Here is a 21,236-nt window from a genome sequence, read left to right as displayed (position 1 = left end):
GGGTAGGATGACTGGGAGTGAGCTTTTGGCCAGTACTTGTCGTGGGGCAGGGTGATGATGGCTTCACGTAACTCGCCGATAGCCCAGGCAAGATCACCAAGTTTGTTTTCCACCCGGATCAGCAGATATATGGATACAGCTATGGGAAAACCGACATTGCCGATCAGGCTTAGGAGTTCGTTCATATGTGTTGCCTCCTTTCATATTAAAATAGCGGGCGGTACCTGTCCGCCCGCTTTAGAATAATAAGACCGCCTATACCAGATCTAAATCGTCAGCAGTTGTCGTGATGATACGAGCATCGACCTTGCCGGTCAGGTTGCCGCCGGTACTTTTAAAGATGCCTGTAGTAATAATTTTATCCATCGCGGCGGCAACTTCAGCTCCGGTTAAGGTTTCTTTGGCATCGTAGATTCTAAGGCGTTGAGTTTTGCCCAACTCAGTGCTAAAATCCATTTCCAGAATTCTCTGAGCAGCCATAATTTCTGCCTCCTTTCCTTGGTGTTATTGAGGAGCCCGTCTCGGACAGGCTCCTGAAAAGTATGCCCTGAAGCTTAAACATTAGTTAATTCTACCGTATCCCGGCGCTGGATGGCCTGGTTCAGCCTGCTTTGCAAGCCGATCAGGGTCTGGGCCACGTCATAGACATCTGCGTTGTTGGCATCAGTTTTAATGCCTTTAAAGACGCGGCTTTTGCTGCGTGGCTGACCGGATGCCCCGATACCATCTTCCATTATTAAAACGAGATCACTGGCTAGGGAATTACTGGTGACTGCCATTTACATCACCTCCTGTCGGTTATATTAAGCAGGCCTGCTTTCTACTGCAGTTTAAATCGTATCCAGGAAAAAGTTAAAAAGGGTTCTAGCAAAAACGAAGCCTTTTTTCCTTTAGATAAATTATTATAAAGGCGTCTTAAGGCAGTCTGGATTATTTCAGGAGCAGGCGGGAAAGTTGTTATCAAAAAGTATTTAATTATAGATAATAGATTTTAATAGAAGCTGTTTTTAGCGGCAATTTTCAAAGCTGTTAATTGGCCGCTCTATTATTAATGCGATAGCTTTGCTATAATTTGCGGTATAATGGGATAGAAACTCAAAGTTACCATAAAATTAGCCGGGGGCGCTTTTGCAAACCCCATTCTTAAAAACCAACATTATGAATATCTTACGGGGGTGTAGTATTTGTATTTAAATACCGATAAATGCAAGGTCAAAGCTAAAGATCTGAACACCAAATGTGACCCATCTATCTTTAAATTCGCCAGTACTGCGGAAGTTAAACCCCTAAAAGGCATTATCGGTCAGGATAGGGCGGTTCATTCCCTGGAATTTGGTCTGGATATGGAAAACGAAGGTTACAATATCTATCTATCGGGGGCCTTCGGAACAGGAAAGACCACCCTGGCACGTGACATGCTGGAGAAAAAAGCGCGCCGCCGGAAAGTTCCCCCGGATTGGTGCTACGTATATAATTTCAAACAGCCGGACTGCCCCCAGGCCCTGGAATTACCGCCGGGATTAGGTAAGGAGTTAAAGGAAGATCTGGCCGAAAGTATGGATCTGCTGATCAAGCAGATGGTTAAATCCTTTGAAAGTCACGAATATGATTTTAAAAAAAGCTCCATATTAAACAGTTTTGTTGAAGAAACGAATCAGATGTATCTGAAATTGGAGGAAGAGTCGCGTACCTACGGGTTTACCATCTCCCGTAACGCTAATGGTGTAACCAGTATCCCCTTGAAAAATGGTGAAGTTTTAAGCCAGGATGATTTTATGGCCATGTCCGAGGATGAACGCCAGGAGATATTGAAAAGAAGTGCCTTTGTGCAAGAAAAAATAAATGAATCTTTTCGTCAATATAAAGAACTGGAGAAATCCGTCAAGGAAAAAATTAAAGCATTGGAACAGGAAACCGCGCGCGAGATTACCCTGCCGTATTTTACCAAGCTACTAAAAAAATATGGCAAATTTCCAGCAGTAAAAGATTATCTCCAGGATATGCAGCAGGATGTCTTAAACAACCTGGAGATGTTCACGGCCGAGGAAGATTCCAATGCTATGAATTTCCTGCGGCGTATGGATAAAAAATCCTTGCTACGCCGCTATCAGGTAAACCATCTGGTCGACAGTTCCGGGTTGAAAAATGCACCGGTAGTCTATGAGACTAATCCTAATTACAGTAACCTTTTCGGACAGGTGGAATTTGAAAGTGAGTTTGGAATACTGTCTACAGACTTCATGAAAATTAAGCCCGGAGCGGTTCATCGAGCCAACGGAGGGTATCTGGTTTTGCATGTTTATGATATCCTCAAAAACTACTATGTCTGGGATAACTTGAAACGGGTTATTAAAAACAAAGAAATAAGGGTGGAAAGCCTGACGAAAAATCTGGGTATCGGCAACAGCGAAACCCTGCAACCGGACAAAATACCGGTAAATATCAAGGTCATTTTGATCGGAGAACCGATTTATTACTATTTGCTCTATACACATGATGAAGAATTTCAAGAGCTTTTTAAAGTCAAGGTTGATTTTGATGTGGAAATGGATCGCACCCGCATGCATATAAAAGACTATGCCCGTATGATTAGTTCCGTCTGTGAAAGCGAGGGTTTGCTTCATTTTGATCCAGCCGCGGTAGCCCGGGTCGTCGATTATGGCAGCCGTATGGCCGAGAATCAGCGCAAATTAACTACCTTGTTTAACAAACTGGTGGAAATCATCTATGAGGCCAATCGCTGGGCCAGGCTTTCCAAAGCAGAGCTGGTTACGGCCGAGCATGTACAAAAAGCCATTGCCGAAAAATATTACCGTGCGGCTATGATCGAGGAAAAGATTCAGGAGAGTATCAGGGATGACACCCTGATGATTAATGTCCATGGAAAAAAAACCGGTGAATTGAACGGCTTAGCGGTATATATGCTGGGGGATCATATGTTTGGCAGGCCGGTACGTATAACAGCCAAGACTTTTATGGGGGAAAAGGGCCTGGTTAATATAGAAAGAGAAATCCACATGAGCGGTAGCATCCACAGCAAAGGTGTTTTAACTTTAAATGGCTATATTGGTGCCCAATATGCTCAGGATAAGCCTTTATCCCTCTCGGCCAGTTTGACCTTTGAACAAAGCTATTCAGGAATAGAAGGCGACAGCGCTTCCAGTGCGGAATTATATGCCTTACTGTCAAGTTTGTCCGGCGTGCCGTTCAAACAAGGTATTGCAGTTACCGGCTCGGTCAACCAAAACGGAGAAATACAACCGGTAGGAGGGATTAACGAAAAGATAGAAGGTTTTTTCCGAATTTGCCAACAAAAAGGCCTGGACGGAGAACAGGGCTGCATTATTCCTAAGCAAAACCTTGCCCAACTGATGTTAAGTGACGATGTTATTGAGGCTGTAAATTCCGGGGAATTTACAATCTGGGCGGTAGAGTATGTAGATGAAGGGTTGGAAATCCTAAGCGGGATACCTGCAGGAAAGCGGGATTATAAAGGCGAATATCCTCCGGATACACTACATTTTTTGGTAAATGAGAAACTGGCGGGTTGGAATCGGAAAGGCCAGAGAACTCTGATCCGTGACAAAATACCCACCCAGTCACGCGATGTTTTAGCCAGAAGACGAAGGAGGTAGCGATTGGTGCAGAAAAACCCCCGCAGAATAATGATTGTTTTGTTAATCATTGGTTTGATGATGATCGGCGGCTGTAAATATGATTACAAACAGCTTTTTAAAAAAAACGAACCCCCGGAGCCCAAGCTGCTGAAAGTTGAAATATATTTTACCAGTACGCAGCATATTCCGGCCTATGTTAAGGGTTTGGGGATAGAAAAAGACGGTCAGGTATATGTCGGAGGCTCATCACTTAATTATATTTATAATGCTCAGGGAGAAATAATCGGATCTTTTAATTATGCTCGGGTAGATTATATTAAGATCATAGAATAGTTGCTTACGGGGGGAGCAGTAATCAGCAACCCTTTAATCTTACGAACAAAAGTTGCTGATGCTAAAAGTGAAAGGGGAGAGAACCATGAAATCACTTAATGCCCGCTGTATAATGTGCGGCAAGTCCTATCAGTTGAATGAAGACCATAAAGACTACAAAAACCTCAGTGAAAAAAACGTTTCCACGGCTACCTTTATCTGTGATCGATGCAGCAACAAAGTCCGCTACGAAGCCGATGAACAAAGAAAGCCCATTAAACCGTCCAGTTCTTAAAACAGGCAGGGGACATCAGGGTGGTTGCTAACGTCTATTTTCGATAGATAAATACCCTGATTTAAGGGAAAGCTGAATCCTATACCTAGCTTAATTAGGAGGCATAGTTGTGCAGACAATCAGTATTGAGAATAAGGTCGGTCATAAACTGGCGGCCTACCTTTTTATGCCGGAGAGCAAGCCGCAATTATTTTTAGTTGTATGCCATGGTTTTCGCGGCGCCAAAGAGAACTCCGGCAGGATATTCGATTTCGCCAAAAGGGTCAATGAACTAGGGATGGGGGTTTTGGCCTTTGATTTTAGTGGCAGCGGAGCGAGCGAAGGCGATTTCTCAACCATGACCTTAAGCCGTCAGGCAAGTGACCTTAAGGCAGTCATTGATTACTTGCATATCAAGTATGACTTGCCGGTGGTACTTTTAGGGCGCAGTTTTGGAGGGAGTACAGCTATTGCCGCCGGTGCGGAGGATGAGCGGGTAGCTGCTTTTATACTTTGGTCCACCCCGGTTTTTCTGGAAGAAACCTTTACGGTCATGATTTTGGACGAGTTTAAAAACCTGTCATCGGAACAGCCCATACATATCCAGGACGATGCTGGGGAGTTTGATCTGGAATCAGGATTTATAAAGGATTTTGCTCACCATGATATAGACCGCTATCTTATGGCTATGCAGAACCGGCCGGTTTTGATCATTCATGCCCGGGATGATGAAGTGGTACCGGTTAAGAATGCTGTTTATATGCAGCAAAAACTTCCCCATGCTCAGCTTTCGCTGGTAGAGGAAGCAGGTCATAGATTTCTTTCCAAAACTAAGCTCCGGGAAGATATTACCCTGGAATGGCTACAGAAATTTATTAGGAAAACCCAAAGCGGCGGTGAATAAATAGACCTGGATTCGGATTGACATAACAACTTTATTAGTAACCCCCCCACCCTATAGCGAGTCCCGTGGAACATAATTAGTACCCGAGGGATGATTTTTTAGACATTGAAGTATACTGAAAACTATACATAGCACTGAATTGTATAAAATAATATTTAAAAAACTTAAAGAATACTCAAAACCCGTAGGGAATCAAAACCCGAAGGGGAAGAAAACCCGTAGAGGAAGAAAACCCGTAGAGGAAGCTTTAGCTTCCTCGGCGGAAATTTACTTAAGTAGCGGGTATGGGTATTATTTAAAAAGCAGATTTTACTGTCGGGGGTATATAATGCATATTGATTTTACCAGCATAGATTCTACCGTATCTTATATTAAGAGCTTTGGCGTTTATGGTCCGCTAGCGGCATTTTTCTTGTTTTATTTGCAGGCGATAGCTCCCATTATACCCTATGTGATAATTGCCGGAGCCGCAGGTATGATATTTGGCAACCTGATCGGCTTTTTTTTGGCCTGGGGCGGTGCGATAAGCGGAGCATTTAGTCTGTATTGGATAACTAAAAAAATAGGCGGCAACCGGATTACTGATAGGATTGAAAAACGCTATAATTTTGATTTAAACAGTTTAGATGATAAAAAAATTTTCTGGGTTTTATTAATCTGTCGTATTTTTCCGGTGGTACCTACCCCGATAATTAACATCGGCTCGGGTCTGGGGGGAGTGAAAACCAAAATATTTCTGTCTTCCTCGGCCATCGGCAAAATACCTTGGGCGATAATATATGTAGCCCTGGGTGATTACTTCATGAAATCCAAAAACCTCTCCAATACCCTGACGATTATCGGCATTATTTTTCTGATTTCGTTCCTCGGCATTAACTATTTCCGCAAACTCCTACCGAATTTCCGTCGATAGACATTGGTAATGGCGCCGTCCCTCTTTCCGCAGTAATTATAAGCCAGAAACTTGTCTGAAAACAGCAGATATTTATTTTTTAACTGTAAATTACAAAATACAGGTATATTTCTCCCTTAATGCCATGTAATCAATATTATGCTGTAGATTTAAAATTAAAGCATAGTCGAAGAAAGTACGAAGAAACATATAGGACATATATCACAAATAGTCTCATTTTATATGAAAAAAGACACTAAGAATATGACTTGATTATCGTGATTTTCCTGATTCCTTCGGTAATAAAACCCTTACCGCAAAATATTATACTAAAATAGCAAATTAATGAATATGATTGAAACATAGAAAATAAAGGAATAAACTAATAATAAGTAATAATATAGCGAACGTTATCACAAAATGAAATTAAGGAAAACAATCAGGTTAAAGCTAGTAAGACAATTTCAATCTGGAACGGGGCCATGGAGTAAGAGCATTATACTGGTTGTTATATTTTTTTTGCCGAATATTGGTGTCTTATCTTTTTTGAAGGTTTTGCCACCAAGAGATTCGGCAGAGGGGGGGGAGGAATTTTTCGTATATTATCATGCAAAAAGCAACCCATAATAACCGGGCATTTAAGATTTAGGAGGCAATTCGATGAATCAGATAAAATTGCACTGGAACAATCTCGAAGATATCAAGCAGATGTACAGTGTACTGGTGGATACATACGAGGCAGGCGCGATCTTTATTGTTACTGATCTGGAAAAAATAATATACAAACAGGTTTCCGCCAAGTTTGACCCCCCTGGAGTGGAAGTTGGGGATCTCAATAAGGCCGGCGGGGTCAGCGACCAGGTAATAAAAAAACAGGAAGTAATCGATTTAAGCTTAGCTGAAAATGTATACGGCACGCGGGCAATAGTTACTGCCGGTCCCCTCTGGTCCGATGATGAGAAAGAGGTGCTCGGGGCTTGGGCACTCGTAAAGCCCAAGGTTAATAAAGTGGTGGAGGCTTTTGACTTTTTTGCCCCGATTATTATTGAAATGTTTCCCGGGGGAGGAGCCATGTACGTAACCGACCGGGAGAAATTCCTCAAGCACGCAGGCTCCGATAATTTCCGAGACAATTTGATCCCCGATGGTACGCCCATAAAAGAGGGAGATCTGACCTATAGATGTATACAGGAAGGCAGATATGCTTACATCGATGTGACCAGGGAAGTTTACGGAGCGTATGGCCGGGTCAGTGCGTATCCGTTAAAAGATGATGATACTCAGGAAATGATTGGTTCCTTTACACTGGCTTTGCCCCGTGAAATAGAGGTAACCCTCAAGGAAATGGCCGTAAACATGGAGAAGGGATTATCGGAGGTATCCGCGGCTATGGAAGAAATGGCAGCGGCTGCTTCAGAAGTTAGCGCCAATCAGGACGGATTGCATCAGGAGATTGAAAAGGTGCAAAACAATGCCAACGAGATTAATACGGTCTTAGCCTTTATCAAGGAAATTGCTGATGAAACCAAGATGCTGGGATTAAATGCCGCCATAGAAGCCGCCCGGGCCGGAGATGCCGGTCGGGGATTTGGGGTCGTGGCTGAGGAAATAAGAAAATTATCCGATGAATCCAAAGAGACTGTTGTGCAGATAAAAGAGCTATTAGATAGGGTCAATGCCGCCATTGAAAAAACTATGCAGATGTCCAATGCCACCCTGAGCAATACCCAACAGGTGGCCGCTACCACCGAAGAAGTCAATGCCAGCCTGGAAGAGATGAGTTCTTTGGCAATACAACTCGATGCGACCGCGGCTCAGCTTTAGGCTGATATGAGAATTGACGTTGCAACCTCAACAGCGACCCGGCACTCGGCAGGGACAATTTACAACTAACCCGGTTTAAGGTTGGGCTGAGTGCCGGGGCAGTAGAATTTTAACAAAAAAATGTTTTTGTAATTCCAACAAACTGAAACAAACCTGATTGGGATCAACTTGACAATGGGTATTCATTAAAATATATTATTAGCTAAACCTGTACAAAGGGGGTGGCAATATGGATAACGAAAGCAAAGTACTGGAGGCTTTCACCAAGGCAGGCAAAGCCCTGAGCGCTAAAGAAGTAGCCGAATTATCCGGTGTGGATAAAAAAGAAGTTGACAAGATCATAAAGAAACTTAAAGAAGCTGAGAAGATTAACTCCCCCAAACGTTGCTATTACCAGATCAATTAAGAAATAAAAGCAGGTAAAATAATTTTACCTGCTTTTGATGCTAAAGGTCACCTTAATCCGCAGCTATTTTTTTAATTACCCCGCCACAATTTAAAAACAACATTCCTTGTTAAGGTGTAACTACCGGGTACCTGCCCCCGCCCCAAAGCTGTTCCATGTTTTTTATTTTACTTCAACCGTCCAGTTGAAGGTATCTGCAACGGAGCCATTCTGGATACCGGTTATGGTGTGATAGATTTTGCTGGACAGATCGCCTGTTTTTCCGCCGTTGATGCTGATTGTCCGGCCGTTGTAGTTTAGTTCGCCGATAGGCGAAATAACCGCCGCTGTACCAGTACCAAAGGCTTCTTCTAGTTTACCTTGGTCATGGGCTACGTACAGTTCCTCGATACTGATCCTTCTTTCATTAACCGGCACATTCCAGCTCTTAAGCAACTTAATAGTTGAATCGCGGGTAATACCGGCTAAAATACTGCCTTCCAGAGAAGGGGTAACGACTTCGCCGTCAATCTTAAAGAAAACATTCATCGTCCCAACTTCTTCAATATATTTTTTCTCAATACCGTCCAGCCATAATACCTGGGTGAACCCTTTTTCCTTGGCTTCTTCCTGTGCCTTTAAGCTGGCTGCATAATTACCGGCGGTTTTGGTAAAGCCAAGTCCGCCTTTGACGGCGCGGACATAGTTGCTCTCCACATATATTTTAACCGGATTGATTCCTTCGGGGTAATAGGCACCTACCGGTGACAATACAATGAAAAACTTATAGGTATCAGCAGGCTTAACCCCTAAATATGGATCAGTAGCGATTACAAAAGGACGAATATATAAAGAGTTGCCTTCTCCCGCAGGAATCCAGTTTTTCTCGAATTCTACCAAGCTTTTAATCGCCTCTACTGTAAAATTAGGGTCTATTGGCGGTATACACAGCCTTTCATTTGATACATTCAGTCTTTCGGCATTGGCATAAGGCCTGAATAGCAAAATTCTGCCGTCAACAGTATTGTATGCCTTTAATCCTTCGAAGGTAGCCTGGCCGTAGTGAAAAACCATTACCGAAGGTTCAACTTCAATAGGTCCGTAGGGAACGATACGCGGATCGTGCCAACCCTGTCCCGCGGTATAATCCATAATAAACATGTGGTCAGTAAAAAAATGCCCAAAACCAAGCTCTGCTTGGTTTGGCTTCGGTTTAGGTTGGCTGACTTTTTGGATAGCAATTTGACTAGACATTGGGGTCACTCCTTCTGATTTTTAAAATTTAACCTGCTAAATTAACCGAGCAGTAATTATTAAAATACATATTACCACAATCGCCTCAAGATATTATCAATAAAAATTGTATACAATACTATTTAAAAAATGGTGAGACAGTGAAACCAGTCTTAGCTGGGTTATCTGTGTCCATTAAAGCCGCAGAAATCCGCGGCTGCTTAACCACCACAATTTTAAGGAGACTGCTGGATTAATCAGTTCCTGCAGCCTCCTTAAAATTGTCCTGCCTGATTTTTTAATTCCATAGACGATGAAAGGATAGGGGTGAAATTCGCTTTGGGACTATGCGTTAAGCAACCAGATCATCAGCCATAAAAAAGGACCACCGATCGCCGCTCCTAATAATAATCCGATCCCGGTATAGATGGCAGTGACTGCCTTGCTTCTTTCCGGAGCCTGAGTTGCCTGTTCCATTACAACGATCTCCTTTCTATACATAATAGATAAACGCACTTTGCTGCTTATTTTGCTAGAAATATGAGAAATATTGTACCAGTTAATAACATTCTATATAAAATTATATATCTATATATAGTATTTGTAAAGGAAAGCACCATTATAATACCGTATCTTAAGGATCCCCGGCCTAAAACCAAAATTAGACATCGCTAAAACAAGGCCCCAGAAAATTGACGATTATAGGTTCAATTTTTTGCTGAAGAACATTAAATGGCTAAACACCATAAACTATCATTACAGGTAATGATGCCCAAATCGCACAACACTATATTACATGGTATCTATAAATAAAGGGAGTGAAATAATGGGAAAAAGAAAAAAGGAGAAAACAAATAAATCTGAACAGAAAATGAATACTGGAATGTCCGCGCCGACAATTGACTTAAGCAACAGTTCATGGGAAAAACATTTTGATGAAGCTAAAGATTTATATAAAAAAGGAGTAAACGGAGACGTAGGTGCAGCCCGTAAAGCTTTGGAATTGTTGGAAGTGCTGCACCGGCAGATCCCTGAAAACACCTTAATTGAAGCTTACTATGGCGGTGCCTATGTACTATCAGCTCGTGAGGAGAATAATCTTGTGAATAAAGGCAAGAAATCGAGTCAAGGGCTAAAGATATTAGACAGCGCTTTTCAAAAAGAACCTGACGATATCCAAATAAGGATTCTGCATGCCTATGTATTAAAAAATCTTCCCGATTGGTTAAATCGCGGCCCCGATGCCATTGAGGATTTTTTATACCTTAAATCCCGTTATGAAGCCGCTCCCGGTATTTTTAATGCAGATCTCTATGAAAAAATTCTGTCTGATATAGAAGAGATACGCAATCGACTAGGTGCCATACCACCTCATGTGCAGAAAATCTACGCCAGTTTCAGTAAAATGGGCAAGAAAAAGTAGACAGATTAATGATATATAAAAATAGTTAAAATCCATAATGACGAAGGACACCGATATGACAACGTGCCTTCGTCATTATATATACAGAGATAGAACAACGGCAGCTTGGTCTTGGGATGCCTAAGCATTGCGATTTATATATCACCAATCACCTTTTTCAACCATAACATATATAAGGTCGGTTAAGATGGAATTATTTTAGAATTAATGAAGGAGCAAAAGAAATTATGACAAAAAAAGGCTTGGTTGCACCTTATTCAATTAATCAAAAGAAAGGAAATCAAAACTGGGAGGAACTTTTCGCAAAGGCTCTGGATTTACATCAGCGCGGCATTACTGGAGATAAAAAAGCTAGTCAAGAAGCCCATGAAATACTGCTTGAAATCCACAAAATGGTGCCTAAAGAGGCGCTTGTCGAAGCTTATTTGGGAAGTGCAATCCTACTGCAAGGCCGTTACGCAGTAAACCCGGATGAAAAGCTAAAAAAAGCTAACGAAGGTTTAAAAATAATTGATAGAGCCGTTATAAGGGACAGAAATAATATCAAAATCAGAATTTTGAGGGCTTATATTTGCTTAAATCTTCCCCGGGATGTCTTTGATCGCAGAAAAACCGCCGCCGAAGATTTTAAATATCTGTTAAGCCGCTATGATAAGGATCCCAGCGTTTTTTCCGCAGAATTCCACCAGCAGCTGCGCAGAGACCTGGAGGCAGTTCAGCCACGGGTTTAGTAAAAAAAGAAGCGGGATCAAGCGGCAACAATATAGCGCCCCACTCAGGGCAATTTGCCGCTAAACCGGTTCAAGGCCGGGCTGAGTAGCGGGGAGCGTCTATACCCGCAAGGTGATGGTTTAGATTCGGCGTGGAAAGGAAATTTATAATTCGTATAACACACAGCTATTTTCCTGGCTGGTTAATACAGAAAGGAGTTAATACATTGGGCAACACAAAAAACCAGGAATTTAAAAATAAAATAAAACAGGCGGTGCAAAATACTCAAAATCCCGCAGAAATTTATAGCCGTGTTCAGGAATCTCTGCAAAGCCATAGCTTTAATTACTCCTACCCGAGAGAAAAGCAGGCAAATGAGCAGCAACCTCCGAAATTTCCCCAGCCTAAACAAAACCGCAGATACGAGCCTAAGCCCGTAGACTATTCACAATATGATATCGGTATGCTGATGGATAAACTGGGTAATAAGATGCCGCCGGGAGTTAAACAAATGATGGAGCAGTTTATTAATGTTATACCTAAATCGGGTAATTTTGATTCCGCCGATTTTAAAAAGGAAATGAAAAAAAAGATGAAGGGTTTTAAATCGGCTTTTAAATCACCTTATGAATAGCAGGTAATAGCACTTATTAGTTTGCTCCAACCAGACAGGTTTTGAACTGATAAATCACCTCTTGGCCGTCAACATCATAGACTATCACAGTAATGTTAACAGTTTTAATGGCTGTTGCCTAAAGCGCAGTCGGCATAGTATTGCATCCGAGAAGACAGTCGAGTAATCCGAGCAGGTTTGGTTTTTTAATGGAGGGAGGTTGATTTCTGTGAAGGAGTTTGGGGGGAGCGGTATTTCTCATAAATTAACAGATGATTACCAAGCTGCCCGAGGAAACAGTTTTGTCCAGGCACTTGATTTACACAGCCGCGGTGTTGCTGGAGATACTTTGGCTGTTAAGGAATCTGTGGCTGAATTTCAAAAAATGCACGACATAGATCCGGCTGACAATTTGATTTATGCATATCTGGGCAGTGCCACTGCTTTATTAGGACGGGATGAGCCCAATCCCATGGAAAAAATGAAGTATGCCAACCAAGGTCTTAAAATTTTGGATCAGGCTGTGGCCAACGAACCGGAGAATATAGAAATACGCAATTTGCGCTTCAACGTTTGCTACCGTCTGCCCGAACCAATTTTTCAGCGCGGCTCGACCGTAGTAGAAGATCTAAACTACTTAGTGCAGCGTTATGAAGAGGATCCCGTAATTTTTACCATTGATTATTACCATCATATTCTCTATACCCTGGGAATGGCTTACAAGACCATAAATAGTAATCAGGAAGCTGAAACGGTCTGGAGCAGACTCCTGGCTTTGGAACCCGACAGAAAATATATCAAGCTTTTAAAAAAGCAAGGCTTTAATACCAAAAATCGGCCGACTGATTCCGGGGTTGGCGCACTGCCTGATGATTCAATCAGCGGTTTAAAACCTGCCCAACCAAATCTGACGGCATCCCTGCAGCAGGATACCCGGTCAAATTCTTCTCAGAGCGGGAAAACCTTGGTAAAATCCAGAACCCGCTCAAAATCAAAAAAGGCTGAATCAGGCAGTTTTATCCCTCCTGAAGGCCTTAAACTATATAGAAAGGCCCTGGCCGGAAACCAGGAGGCAGCTAAAAAGGGCGCTGCTTTTTTTGAAGAAGCCTGGACAGAGAATCCCCAAAACAAAATGTTGTCCGCAATCCATAGTGACTGTATGTCGCTAATAGGCAGGTACTCACAGGATACATTCAAGCTTTTTAGCAGTGCTATAAATGGAATCAAGGCTTTTGATACCTTGCTGACAGAGGATCCGGAAAATATTGAACTGCGATTTTTGCGGGCTTATCACAGTTTTCGGCTGCCGGAAGCGTTTTTTAAACGCAGTGCCATGGCGATAACAGATTTTGAATACCTGTTGGCCGGTTATGAAAAGAACCCTGCCTTGTTTGCCGTGGAAGTCTATTGGCAGTTGCTGTTGGATCTGGGGGTTGCCTATGAACGTATGGGGCAGGATGAAGATGCAGTTAAAACGTATACTAAGCTTTTATCACTGCGGCCTAATGCACGTTTTGTGGAGATAGTTAACCATCGGCAAAACAATATGACGGTAAGCACTAATCGGGTGGATTTATCAGTCCATAACCCCCAAGGCTTTTATCAGGAAGCAGCCCGCCTGCATGAACTGGGATTATCTGGCAATAAAAAAGCAGCCCGTCTGGCTTTGGAAATGTGGGAAGAAGCCGCAGAGACGTATCCCGATGATGCTATTGCCCAGGGTTATTACGGGAGCAGTATGGCCCTGGTGGGAAGGGATGCAAGCGACCCTCAGCAGATGTTTGGCAACGGATTACGCGGTTTAAAGATAATAAGGCAAGCCTGCAGCATGGAACCGAATAACCTTGATTTAAGAAGGATGCGCGCCTTTGTATTAAATGCACTGCCGGAATCTTTTTTCCATTTAAGCTCGGAAGCTATAAAAGATTTTCAGTCCCTGGCCTCAGCATACCAAGAAAACCAGAAAATATTTCCCCGGGAGGTCTATCATGAAATCCTCTTTCAATTGGGTATGGCTTACGAAAGGATCAGTTATGAGGAAAAGGCCAGAAAAACCTGGCAGGTACTGCTAAATGAAAGCAATGATCCTAAATACCGGGAGCTGCTTAAAGAAAGGATGAAAGACAAGGATGAAGTGGCTTTATGAAAAAAAAATGGAGCGTCTGCCCAAACCAGCCATTTTAAAAGCATACTTTAATAAAGACATAGACGAGAATACCACCCTGGCTGGTCTGGCTGAGTTTGATGCTGACAGTATGACGGCTGAACAAATAAAAGCTTATCAAAACAAGGCAGTCCAGGATATAGTCCAATACGCATATGACAAATCACCGTTTTATCAGGAAAAAATGCGAAAGGCCGGTATCAGACCGGAGGATATACAAGAAATCAGTGATCTTAGCCTCCTGCCGTTAACCGGTAAAGACGACTTGCGGGGCAGACCCTGGGATTTGCTGGCTTGTCCTAAGGAAGATATAGCCTTAATTCAGGTATCCACCGGCACTACCGGTGGGGAAGAAATATACATCATGAATACGTGGAGGGATTATTTCCTTAATGAACTGGCGCCGGGGTATCCCCATTTGGTGCCGGTAAAGCGAGGGGATATCTGCATTAATGCATTGCCCTATGAAATGAGTTCTTCCGGGCTTTCTTTTCATAAAATCTTTATGAACGGTTGTGATGCTACGGTTGTGCCAACCGGAAAAGGTGGTGCATATTCGACTCCCGAGAAAACCATAAAGCTGATGCGGGATTTACAGCCTACCATAATTATAACCACACCTTCCTGGTCGATGAATCTGGCCGAGGCCGCCGCAGAATCCGGATTTGATCTTAGAACCCTGCCTTTAAAAAAAATGTGGCTTACCGGTGAAGGATGTTCGGCGGCCTTCCGGGAGCGGGTTGAAAAAATATGGGGCACTGTCGCCAACTTCTACTACGGTTCCTTGGAAGCTGGTGGCATAGGCGTAGAATGTGATCATCACAACGGCTATCATCTTTCTCAGGCCCATATGCTGGTGGAAATCGTTGACCCGGCAACGCAAAAAGTATTGGAACCCGGTGAGATAGGTGAAATCGTAGTATCCTGTCTATTGCGTTATGATACCCCGCTGCTCAGGTATCGTACTCTGGATCTAGGCTATATCGATGTTGATCCTTGCCCTTGCGGAATAATGCTGCCCCGCCTTTTCCTGCGCGGGCGCAAGGTTGATGAGGTGGTGATCCAGGGCATTCCTTTTTCCCCCATCTACCTGGAAGAATTCTTACTACGGATGCCCGAAATAGGCAACTGGTTCCAGTTTGTAGTCACAAGCGATGGCGAAGATACGCTAAGGATTCGTTGCGAATTGGCTTCAGGCATAGAGGCCACCCAAGAATTAGCTGATTCCCTGGCCAGCCGAATGGAATTTGCCATAGGGCTGCCGTGTGAATTTGAAATAATGGATAGAATTCCCCGGGTAGCTGGAAAAACTGTAAGGGTGGTGCATGAATAATGATTATTGATGCGCATGCGCATATTTCCAACACCGATTATGGCAATGTGGAAATCTACCTGGAACAACTGAAAAACAGCGGTATTGACCAAGGAATCACCGTGCCGGGTGGAATGATGGATGTAAGACGGATGACCGATTATATTACCGGGGCAGCCAAGGCGGAAAACCCTGTGCCGGATAACGATTACGTCCTGGAATCATTTCAACGCCATAACCTTATATTAAAAGGCTTCGCTTGCATAAATCCCCATGATCAAGGTGGGGCAGAACAGTTGGCCCAAAGATTTAAGGAGGGTTTCCGGGGGTTAAAACTATCACCTATGAGCCATCAGTTTTCATTTGCCGGCAAATCCGTAGCTGCCCTGGCAGCCTGTTGCGGGGATCATGGATTCCCACTATACACCCATGTGGTTTTTAGTCCCGGGGCTTCCACCACCCGCTTTATCAGCCTGGCTCGTCAATTTCCAGGTACTAATTTTATACTCGGGCATATGGGGTTTGGGCCGGCTGACCGGGAAGGAGCAGAAGCGGCCCGTGAATTGAAAAATGTATATCTGGAAACGTCTACCGGAAATTTTTTGCATATAAAAGCAGCCGTTAACAAAGCCGGGGCAGAAAAAATCATCTTTGGCTCCGAGTTTCCGCTTTCCCATCCCGCCGCCGAACTAAAGAAAATTATGCTGCTGGATCTGCCTGCCTCAGAAAATGATCTGATTCTGGGCGGAAATATAAAACGATTGTTAAAAATCGCCTAGCAATGCGGGCTGTTAAATATACCGCCTAAGAAAGAAGGTTTCGGATTGGATACCCACAAAGAACTCGAATCCCTTAACCGGATATTGGCGTATTGCCAAAATTCTGCCTTTTACAGGGATAGAATCCCGAACCATGCACTAAAAACTTGGCAGGAATTCAAAGCCCTGCCCCTTACCACCAAGGCTGATTTACGTAAGCATTCGCCCTTTGGATTACTGGCGGCATCGCCCAATCTGCTCTACCAGTACCATGAATCTTTTGGCACAACCGGAATACCTATATCAAGTTGGTTTACCCGCGAAGATATTGAGGATACAGTCAAAATTCTGCAAGCCTGGGGGGGAGGTTTTAATCCCCACGATATCGTATTGATACGTTTTCCTTATGCCATTTCCTCCCCTGCCCATCTCGTACAGGCAGCTGCTCAAGCTCAGGGAGCCTGTGTAATTCCAGCCAGTTCGCGTTCTACCGTAAGCCCCTTTCCTCGTATCGTAAACATGCTGCAAAAACTAAAAGTAACCGTTATAGCCGGACTGCCGCTGCAAATGGTTTTAATCGCTGAAACTGCTGAATTAATGGGATTAAATCCCCGGGATAGCTTTCCCGAATTGCGGGCTATTTTTACAGCCGGGGAAGCTCTGCCCGCACCAAGACGAGAGTTACTCGAAAATATCTGGGGTAAGCCGGTTTTTGATCATTATGGCATGACCGAGTTTGGCCCGGTCGTTGTAGATTGTGCCTGCCAAGTTCCACACCCTCAGGATGATTATTTTTACCTGGAAATATTAAAAGACGATTTAAAAAGTGAAGTTGAACCTGGAGAAATAGGTTTTTTGGTAATTACGACTTTAAAGCGGCAAGGCAGTCCTCTGATTAGGTATATGACCGGGGATCGTGCCCAAATGACAGAGTGGATCTGCCCCTGCGGCCGGAAAGTCATCCTTAAGATACGCGGACGTCAGGAGGATATTATCAAGGTAGACGACCGGCAATTCGATCGCTGGGATCTGGAGGAAATAGTATCCCAGCTGCCGGGTAGGCGTTTCTGGGCCGCAGGCCCGATTAAAGAGGGGATTCATATAATAGCGGAACAGGAAAAAAGTGAAGACCAAATAGGCAAAGAACTCCACGATCTTTTGGAACAAAGATACCGGATGAAACTAAAAATAGACATTGTTCCTGCGGGGACCTTGTTCGACCGCAGTGAACTGTTGGATATCGGAGTAGTTGGCAAACCGCAGTATATATATACCGCTGCAGAAATGGAACAAATGGCATACTTAAAATCTGCCCGCACCTAGTTTTTATAAAACTAGGTATCCCGGTTTTCTAGCCACATAAGTCTGTCCGAAATTCCAGTATCAGGGATTAACAATAACAACTTAAGAAAATACAATAACGCAAAAGTCTTAAGTAACAACTTTTAGATTAAATCCATACTATGGTAATTAAGGAAAGCAACAATTTTTTTTAAAATCCATAACTTAGATCAAAAAATTATACCTGGGAAGGAGCAGTTTTAATGGGAAACCTACGGAGAGAAATATGGTTTAATGGCCGGGATATTCCGTTTGAGCGGCAAGATATATGGGGAATGGTGAACCAATCAGCGATCAGAAAAGTTGTAGTATCCTATAAACAACGCCAGGAGGGTTATTTCCCTCAAAAAACTGAATTCATAACGGAAATAAATACGCTTGACGAACTGGCTGGTATTCCCAACACAGACATAGTCCTATCAGCTTCTCAAGAGTTACTGGAATCTGCCCGGCTTAAAGGTTACAAAACCTGTGCATTTTTCTCCATACATGACAGCCACGATCTGGAAAAATCATGGCAGGAAGCAGCAAATTATGATTATGCCATAGTTGATTTCGATTTACCTACCAATATTCCTTTGGAACTCATCCTGGCGCGTCTCCAGGACAATAATACTATTATTGTTAGGGAAGCGCCCAGCTTTGTTGATGCTGAAGTTGCTTTCGGGGTATTGGAAAAAGGCAGTGATGCCGTACTTTACTCTGGTGACGATATAACTGATATCAAAAAAATTATTGCCTATCTGACGGAGGAAAAACCCTCCCACATCAACCTCCTACCCCTGCGTGTAACCGAAGTGCAGCACGTGGGCATGGGCTTAAGATCATGTATTGACACCACTGGTCTTATGACGCAGGATGAGGGCATGCTGGTAGGATCAACTTCCGGAGGGGGGATCTTCGTCTGTTCTGAAACTCATTATCTTCCTTATATGAACCTGCGTCCTTTTAGAGTAAATGCCGGGGCAGTTCATTCCTATATTTGGATGCCCAACGAAACAGCCGAATACCTTACCGACCTAAAAGCCGGCAGCCGGGTGTTATGCGTTAATACCAGCGGTGAGATTCGTGAATTAACCGTAGGCAGGATTAAAACGGAAGTCAGACCTCTCTTGCTAATCAAAGGTGAGGCAGATGGCCGGGAGTTAAACGTTATTGTTCAGGATGACTGGCATATCCGCTTGATGGGAGCTGACGGCAAGCCCAAGAATGCTACCAAGATCAAGCCCGGTGATGAATTACTGGCTTACCTTTGTGAGCCTGGACGGCATGTAGGAATAAAAGTCGGCGAAACCATTTTGGAGAAGTAATCACGTTAGGGGGAACCTTGGATGCATGGAAAAGAAATACGTTTGAAGCGTTTATTTAAGCATTCCGATAAAATGTTCATCGTCCCCATGGATCATGGGATAAGTGCAGGTCCGATATCCGGGCTAACTGATATCAGTAGGGCGGTTGAATCAGTAGAGGCGGGCGGTGCAGATGCAATTATAGTTCATAAAGGTATGGTCAGGTGGATCACTGAATTTTTAAATCCTGCCGGTTGTGAGTTGATTGTGCATTTGTCGGCATCTACAGATCTTTCTCCGCTGGCTAATAAAAAAGAACTGGTTGCTTCGGTGGAACATGCCATAAAACTGGGAGCAACAGCCGTTTCAGTCCATGTTAACCTGGCCGATAACGCCGAAGCTCAAATGCTCAAAGATCTGGGGCAGGTAGCTGAGCAGTGTGATCTGTGGGAAATACCCTTATTGGCTATGATGTATGTGCGGGATGGCAGCCGGGAAAGTGAGTATGACCCTGACAAGATCAGTCATGCTGCCCGGGTGGCCGAAGAAGTCGGTGCAGATATAGTCAAGGTTAACTATACGGGTAGCCCGGAGAGTTTCGCTCGAGTATTATCCGCAGTTCATATCCCGGTGGTAATCGCCGGTGGCCCGAAGATGGCATCAACTGCAAACCTGCTGGAGATGATTTTTGATGCGACTGAGGTTGGCGCTGCCGGAATTTCCATCGGCAGAAATATATTTCAATATCAAGATCCGGCACAACTCTCCGCTACTATCAGAAAAATACTGGATCAAAAAATCACCCGGGATTGCCTGGAAGAATTCAGGTAACCTCATAAAGCCTAAGGCCAGGAAAACAATCTTCCTGGCCTTTTAGGCATGAGCAACATCTGCTGTTAATCGCCTATGCTTCATTATTATCGGTTGAGACAATTGAATTTTCGATTTCTTGTGTAACATCTGGCGAGTTCAACGGCGAATTTTCTCCCGGGTTGATGTTGGAATTAATGTTTTTTAGAAATTCTTGAATGGCTTTTAGAACATCCTGGGAACGATTGTTACTGTTATGGGCTAGTTCAATGGCTTGTTTTAATTGCTCGGCCGCCTTTAAGATACCTTCATTTTTCATTTTATACCACTCTCCCTTTGTTACTTTTAAATCCAAAAAAATTTAATAGACGCGGATCACGCGGCAAATTTAATAGCGACCCGGCCATCAGCCGGGATAAATTACCATTAACCATGGTTCATGGTTGGGCTGAGTGCCGGGGAACACCAGTAGACCCTGCAGGGGATATTATCTTTTTACCAATAAAACGAAATCATCAGCAGCATCGCATATGCAAAAAAACCGATAATTTGAGCAGGTGGCTTTAGCCCTAATAACCGCAGCGGATGCTTTAGCTTCCGCTTAGATACAAAGCTTACGACACCGTATCGTGCCATCGTTTTTTACAGGTGGTTGCGGCCGGCACTTACTTGAGTGGCGAGCAGGGGAGTCAATTAGAAAATAAAACCAATTAATCCTAGTCCTACACCAATATATTCAAGTAATTACAAGTATGCTACAAAAGCTTCCTGAAGGGTTTTTAATATAAATGACTATTTTAAGGGGAGAACAGGCGACAATAAGTATGTCTGCTAAATATGAACCAAATATAAATTATGGGAATAGATTAATAGAAAAAGGAAGGAGAATAAAGTATGTCTAATAAGGATTTAATTGCAAATTCAGTTGGTTCATTCCGGGAAAAGATTGATCAGGCACGAAACAGCGATAACGCAGGCGGAGAAATCCACAGTGCCGTACAGGAACTATTAAAGGAGATTAACGCAAATTATCCACAAATTGCTTATACGCCGGATAAAATAGAAGCTAATATAAAAAAAGGAATGGAGAATTTTAAATCCGGCATCAGACAGCTTGATAATGAGGATGGAAGTATTCCAGAAGGGGTAAGGTATATGCTGGAGAATTTCAAAAACTTCCATAAAAAATAGCAAGGGGTGTCAGGGGGACGGTTCGAGATCACTGAAAAAGTCCATTTAAAGCACAAAAAGCATACCCTCCTGTGGTATAATTTGGTTAGCGAAAACAAAATTAACTAAAGGAGGTATGCTTTTTATGTTAGTTAAAAACGTCTTTAGACAAAACAGCTTCTATACCGCATTATACCAAATGAT

23 protein-coding genes are annotated in these 21,236 nt (G+C 43.2%); 17 read left to right on the top strand and 6 right to left on the bottom strand.

The features are described 5' to 3' along the window. The 3 genes from AAV90_RS09160 to AAV90_RS09150 all read right to left on the bottom strand — a co-directional run. Window positions 1–185: YvrJ family protein (locus tag AAV90_RS09160; protein ID WP_046498058.1), on the bottom strand; the 185-nt coding region annotated here is incomplete at its 3' end. A gap of 70 nt (window positions 186–255) precedes the next feature. Next, window positions 256–480, bottom strand: a complete 225-nt coding sequence (locus AAV90_RS09155) for a DUF2922 domain-containing protein (protein ID WP_046498056.1) — start codon at window positions 478–480, stop codon at window positions 256–258. Between the two features lie 74 nt (window positions 481–554). Then, window positions 555–779 (bottom strand): DUF1659 domain-containing protein, encoded by a 225-nt coding sequence (locus tag AAV90_RS09150; protein WP_046498054.1) that lies wholly within the window; start codon window positions 777–779, stop codon window positions 555–557. 405 nt (window positions 780–1,184) lie between these two features. Between AAV90_RS09150 and AAV90_RS09145 the strand changes: the two genes are divergently transcribed. From AAV90_RS09145 to AAV90_RS09115, 7 genes are all read left to right on the top strand, one after another. Next, complete coding sequence (locus AAV90_RS09145; RefSeq protein ID WP_052729702.1) at window positions 1,185–3,635, top strand: Lon protease family protein; 2,451 nt, start codon at window positions 1,185–1,187, stop codon at window positions 3,633–3,635. Window positions 3,636–3,638: 3 nt separating this feature from the next. Then, the gene (locus tag AAV90_RS09140; RefSeq protein ID WP_046498052.1) at window positions 3,639–3,950 is read left to right on the top strand and encodes a hypothetical protein; all 312 of its coding nucleotides are present in this window, start codon (window positions 3,639–3,641) and stop codon (window positions 3,948–3,950) included. A 58-nt stretch (window positions 3,951–4,008) separates the two neighbouring features. Beyond that, the gene (locus AAV90_RS09135) at window positions 4,009–4,224 is read left to right on the top strand and encodes a DUF2197 domain-containing protein (RefSeq protein WP_157609530.1); all 216 of its coding nucleotides are present in this window, start codon (window positions 4,009–4,011) and stop codon (window positions 4,222–4,224) included. A gap of 109 nt (window positions 4,225–4,333) precedes the next feature. Continuing rightward, complete coding sequence (locus AAV90_RS09130; RefSeq protein WP_046498048.1) at window positions 4,334–5,107, top strand: alpha/beta hydrolase; 774 nt, start codon at window positions 4,334–4,336, stop codon at window positions 5,105–5,107. A 328-nt stretch (window positions 5,108–5,435) separates the two neighbouring features. Further along, window positions 5,436–6,020, top strand: coding sequence for a TVP38/TMEM64 family protein (locus tag AAV90_RS09125; RefSeq protein ID WP_052729701.1), 585 nt, complete (start codon window positions 5,436–5,438; stop codon window positions 6,018–6,020). Window positions 6,021–6,659: 639 nt separating this feature from the next. Beyond that, window positions 6,660–7,823, top strand: a complete 1,164-nt coding sequence (locus tag AAV90_RS09120; RefSeq protein WP_052729700.1) for a methyl-accepting chemotaxis protein — start codon at window positions 6,660–6,662, stop codon at window positions 7,821–7,823. A gap of 229 nt (window positions 7,824–8,052) precedes the next feature. Further along, window positions 8,053–8,229 carry a MarR family transcriptional regulator gene (locus AAV90_RS09115; protein WP_046498046.1) on the top strand — a complete coding sequence of 59 codons (177 nt, stop codon included), beginning with the start codon at window positions 8,053–8,055 and terminating at the stop codon, window positions 8,227–8,229. Window positions 8,230–8,391: 162 nt separating this feature from the next. Here the strand turns inward: AAV90_RS09115 and AAV90_RS09110 are convergent, their stop codons facing one another. Then, entirely contained in the window at window positions 8,392–9,462 is a 1,071-nt protein-coding gene (locus tag AAV90_RS09110; RefSeq protein ID WP_046498044.1) for a branched-chain amino acid aminotransferase, read from the bottom strand. A 324-nt stretch (window positions 9,463–9,786) separates the two neighbouring features. After that, entirely contained in the window at window positions 9,787–9,942 is a 156-nt protein-coding gene (locus AAV90_RS15270) for a hypothetical protein (protein WP_207642055.1), read from the bottom strand. 325 nt (window positions 9,943–10,267) lie between these two features. On the opposite strand from AAV90_RS15270, the gene AAV90_RS09105 reads away from it, so the two are divergent. From AAV90_RS09105 to AAV90_RS09065, 9 genes are all read left to right on the top strand, one after another. Further along, window positions 10,268–10,864, top strand: a complete 597-nt coding sequence (locus AAV90_RS09105; protein ID WP_052729699.1) for a hypothetical protein — start codon at window positions 10,268–10,270, stop codon at window positions 10,862–10,864. A gap of 227 nt (window positions 10,865–11,091) precedes the next feature. Then, complete coding sequence (locus AAV90_RS09100) at window positions 11,092–11,595, top strand: hypothetical protein (RefSeq protein WP_052729698.1); 504 nt, start codon at window positions 11,092–11,094, stop codon at window positions 11,593–11,595. Between the two features lie 206 nt (window positions 11,596–11,801). Further along, on the top strand, window positions 11,802–12,209 hold the full coding sequence (locus AAV90_RS09095) for a hypothetical protein (protein ID WP_046498042.1): 408 nt from the start codon (window positions 11,802–11,804) through the stop codon (window positions 12,207–12,209). A 208-nt stretch (window positions 12,210–12,417) separates the two neighbouring features. After that, window positions 12,418–14,334: a tetratricopeptide repeat protein gene (locus tag AAV90_RS14125; RefSeq protein ID WP_052729697.1), complete on the top strand. Its 1,917-nt coding sequence runs from the start codon at window positions 12,418–12,420 to the stop codon at window positions 14,332–14,334. Continuing rightward, window positions 14,318–15,685 carry a phenylacetate--CoA ligase family protein gene (locus AAV90_RS09085; protein ID WP_052729696.1) on the top strand — a complete coding sequence of 456 codons (1,368 nt, stop codon included), beginning with the start codon at window positions 14,318–14,320 and terminating at the stop codon, window positions 15,683–15,685. The genes AAV90_RS14125 and AAV90_RS09085 overlap by 17 nt, the downstream gene beginning before the upstream one ends. Further along, a complete protein-coding gene (locus tag AAV90_RS09080; protein WP_046498040.1) occupies window positions 15,685–16,443 on the top strand; it encodes an amidohydrolase family protein in 759 nt (252 codons plus the stop codon). Before AAV90_RS09085 ends, AAV90_RS09080 begins: the two co-directional genes overlap by 1 nt. Before the next feature lie 45 nt (window positions 16,444–16,488). After that, window positions 16,489–17,745, top strand: coding sequence for a phenylacetate--CoA ligase family protein (locus AAV90_RS09075; RefSeq protein WP_046498038.1), 1,257 nt, complete (start codon window positions 16,489–16,491; stop codon window positions 17,743–17,745). A 221-nt stretch (window positions 17,746–17,966) separates the two neighbouring features. Then, a complete protein-coding gene (locus tag AAV90_RS09070; protein WP_046498036.1) occupies window positions 17,967–19,073 on the top strand; it encodes a 3-dehydroquinate synthase II domain-containing protein in 1,107 nt (368 codons plus the stop codon). Window positions 19,074–19,094: 21 nt separating this feature from the next. Beyond that, complete coding sequence (locus AAV90_RS09065) at window positions 19,095–19,883, top strand: 2-amino-3,7-dideoxy-D-threo-hept-6-ulosonate synthase (RefSeq protein ID WP_046498034.1); 789 nt, start codon at window positions 19,095–19,097, stop codon at window positions 19,881–19,883. A gap of 73 nt (window positions 19,884–19,956) precedes the next feature. Here the strand turns inward: AAV90_RS09065 and AAV90_RS09060 are convergent, their stop codons facing one another. Then, entirely contained in the window at window positions 19,957–20,181 is a 225-nt protein-coding gene (locus tag AAV90_RS09060; protein ID WP_046498032.1) for a hypothetical protein, read from the bottom strand. A 575-nt stretch (window positions 20,182–20,756) separates the two neighbouring features. On the opposite strand from AAV90_RS09060, the gene AAV90_RS09055 reads away from it, so the two are divergent. Continuing rightward, complete coding sequence (locus AAV90_RS09055) at window positions 20,757–21,053, top strand: hypothetical protein (protein ID WP_046498030.1); 297 nt, start codon at window positions 20,757–20,759, stop codon at window positions 21,051–21,053. Window positions 21,054–21,236 lie beyond the last annotated feature (183 nt).

It is taken from the genome of Syntrophomonas zehnderi OL-4 (assembly GCF_000983115.1).
Lineage (GTDB): Bacteria > Bacillota > Syntrophomonadia > Syntrophomonadales > Syntrophomonadaceae > Syntrophomonas_B > Syntrophomonas_B zehnderi.
This window is presented reverse-complemented; position numbering and strand designations above follow the sequence as displayed.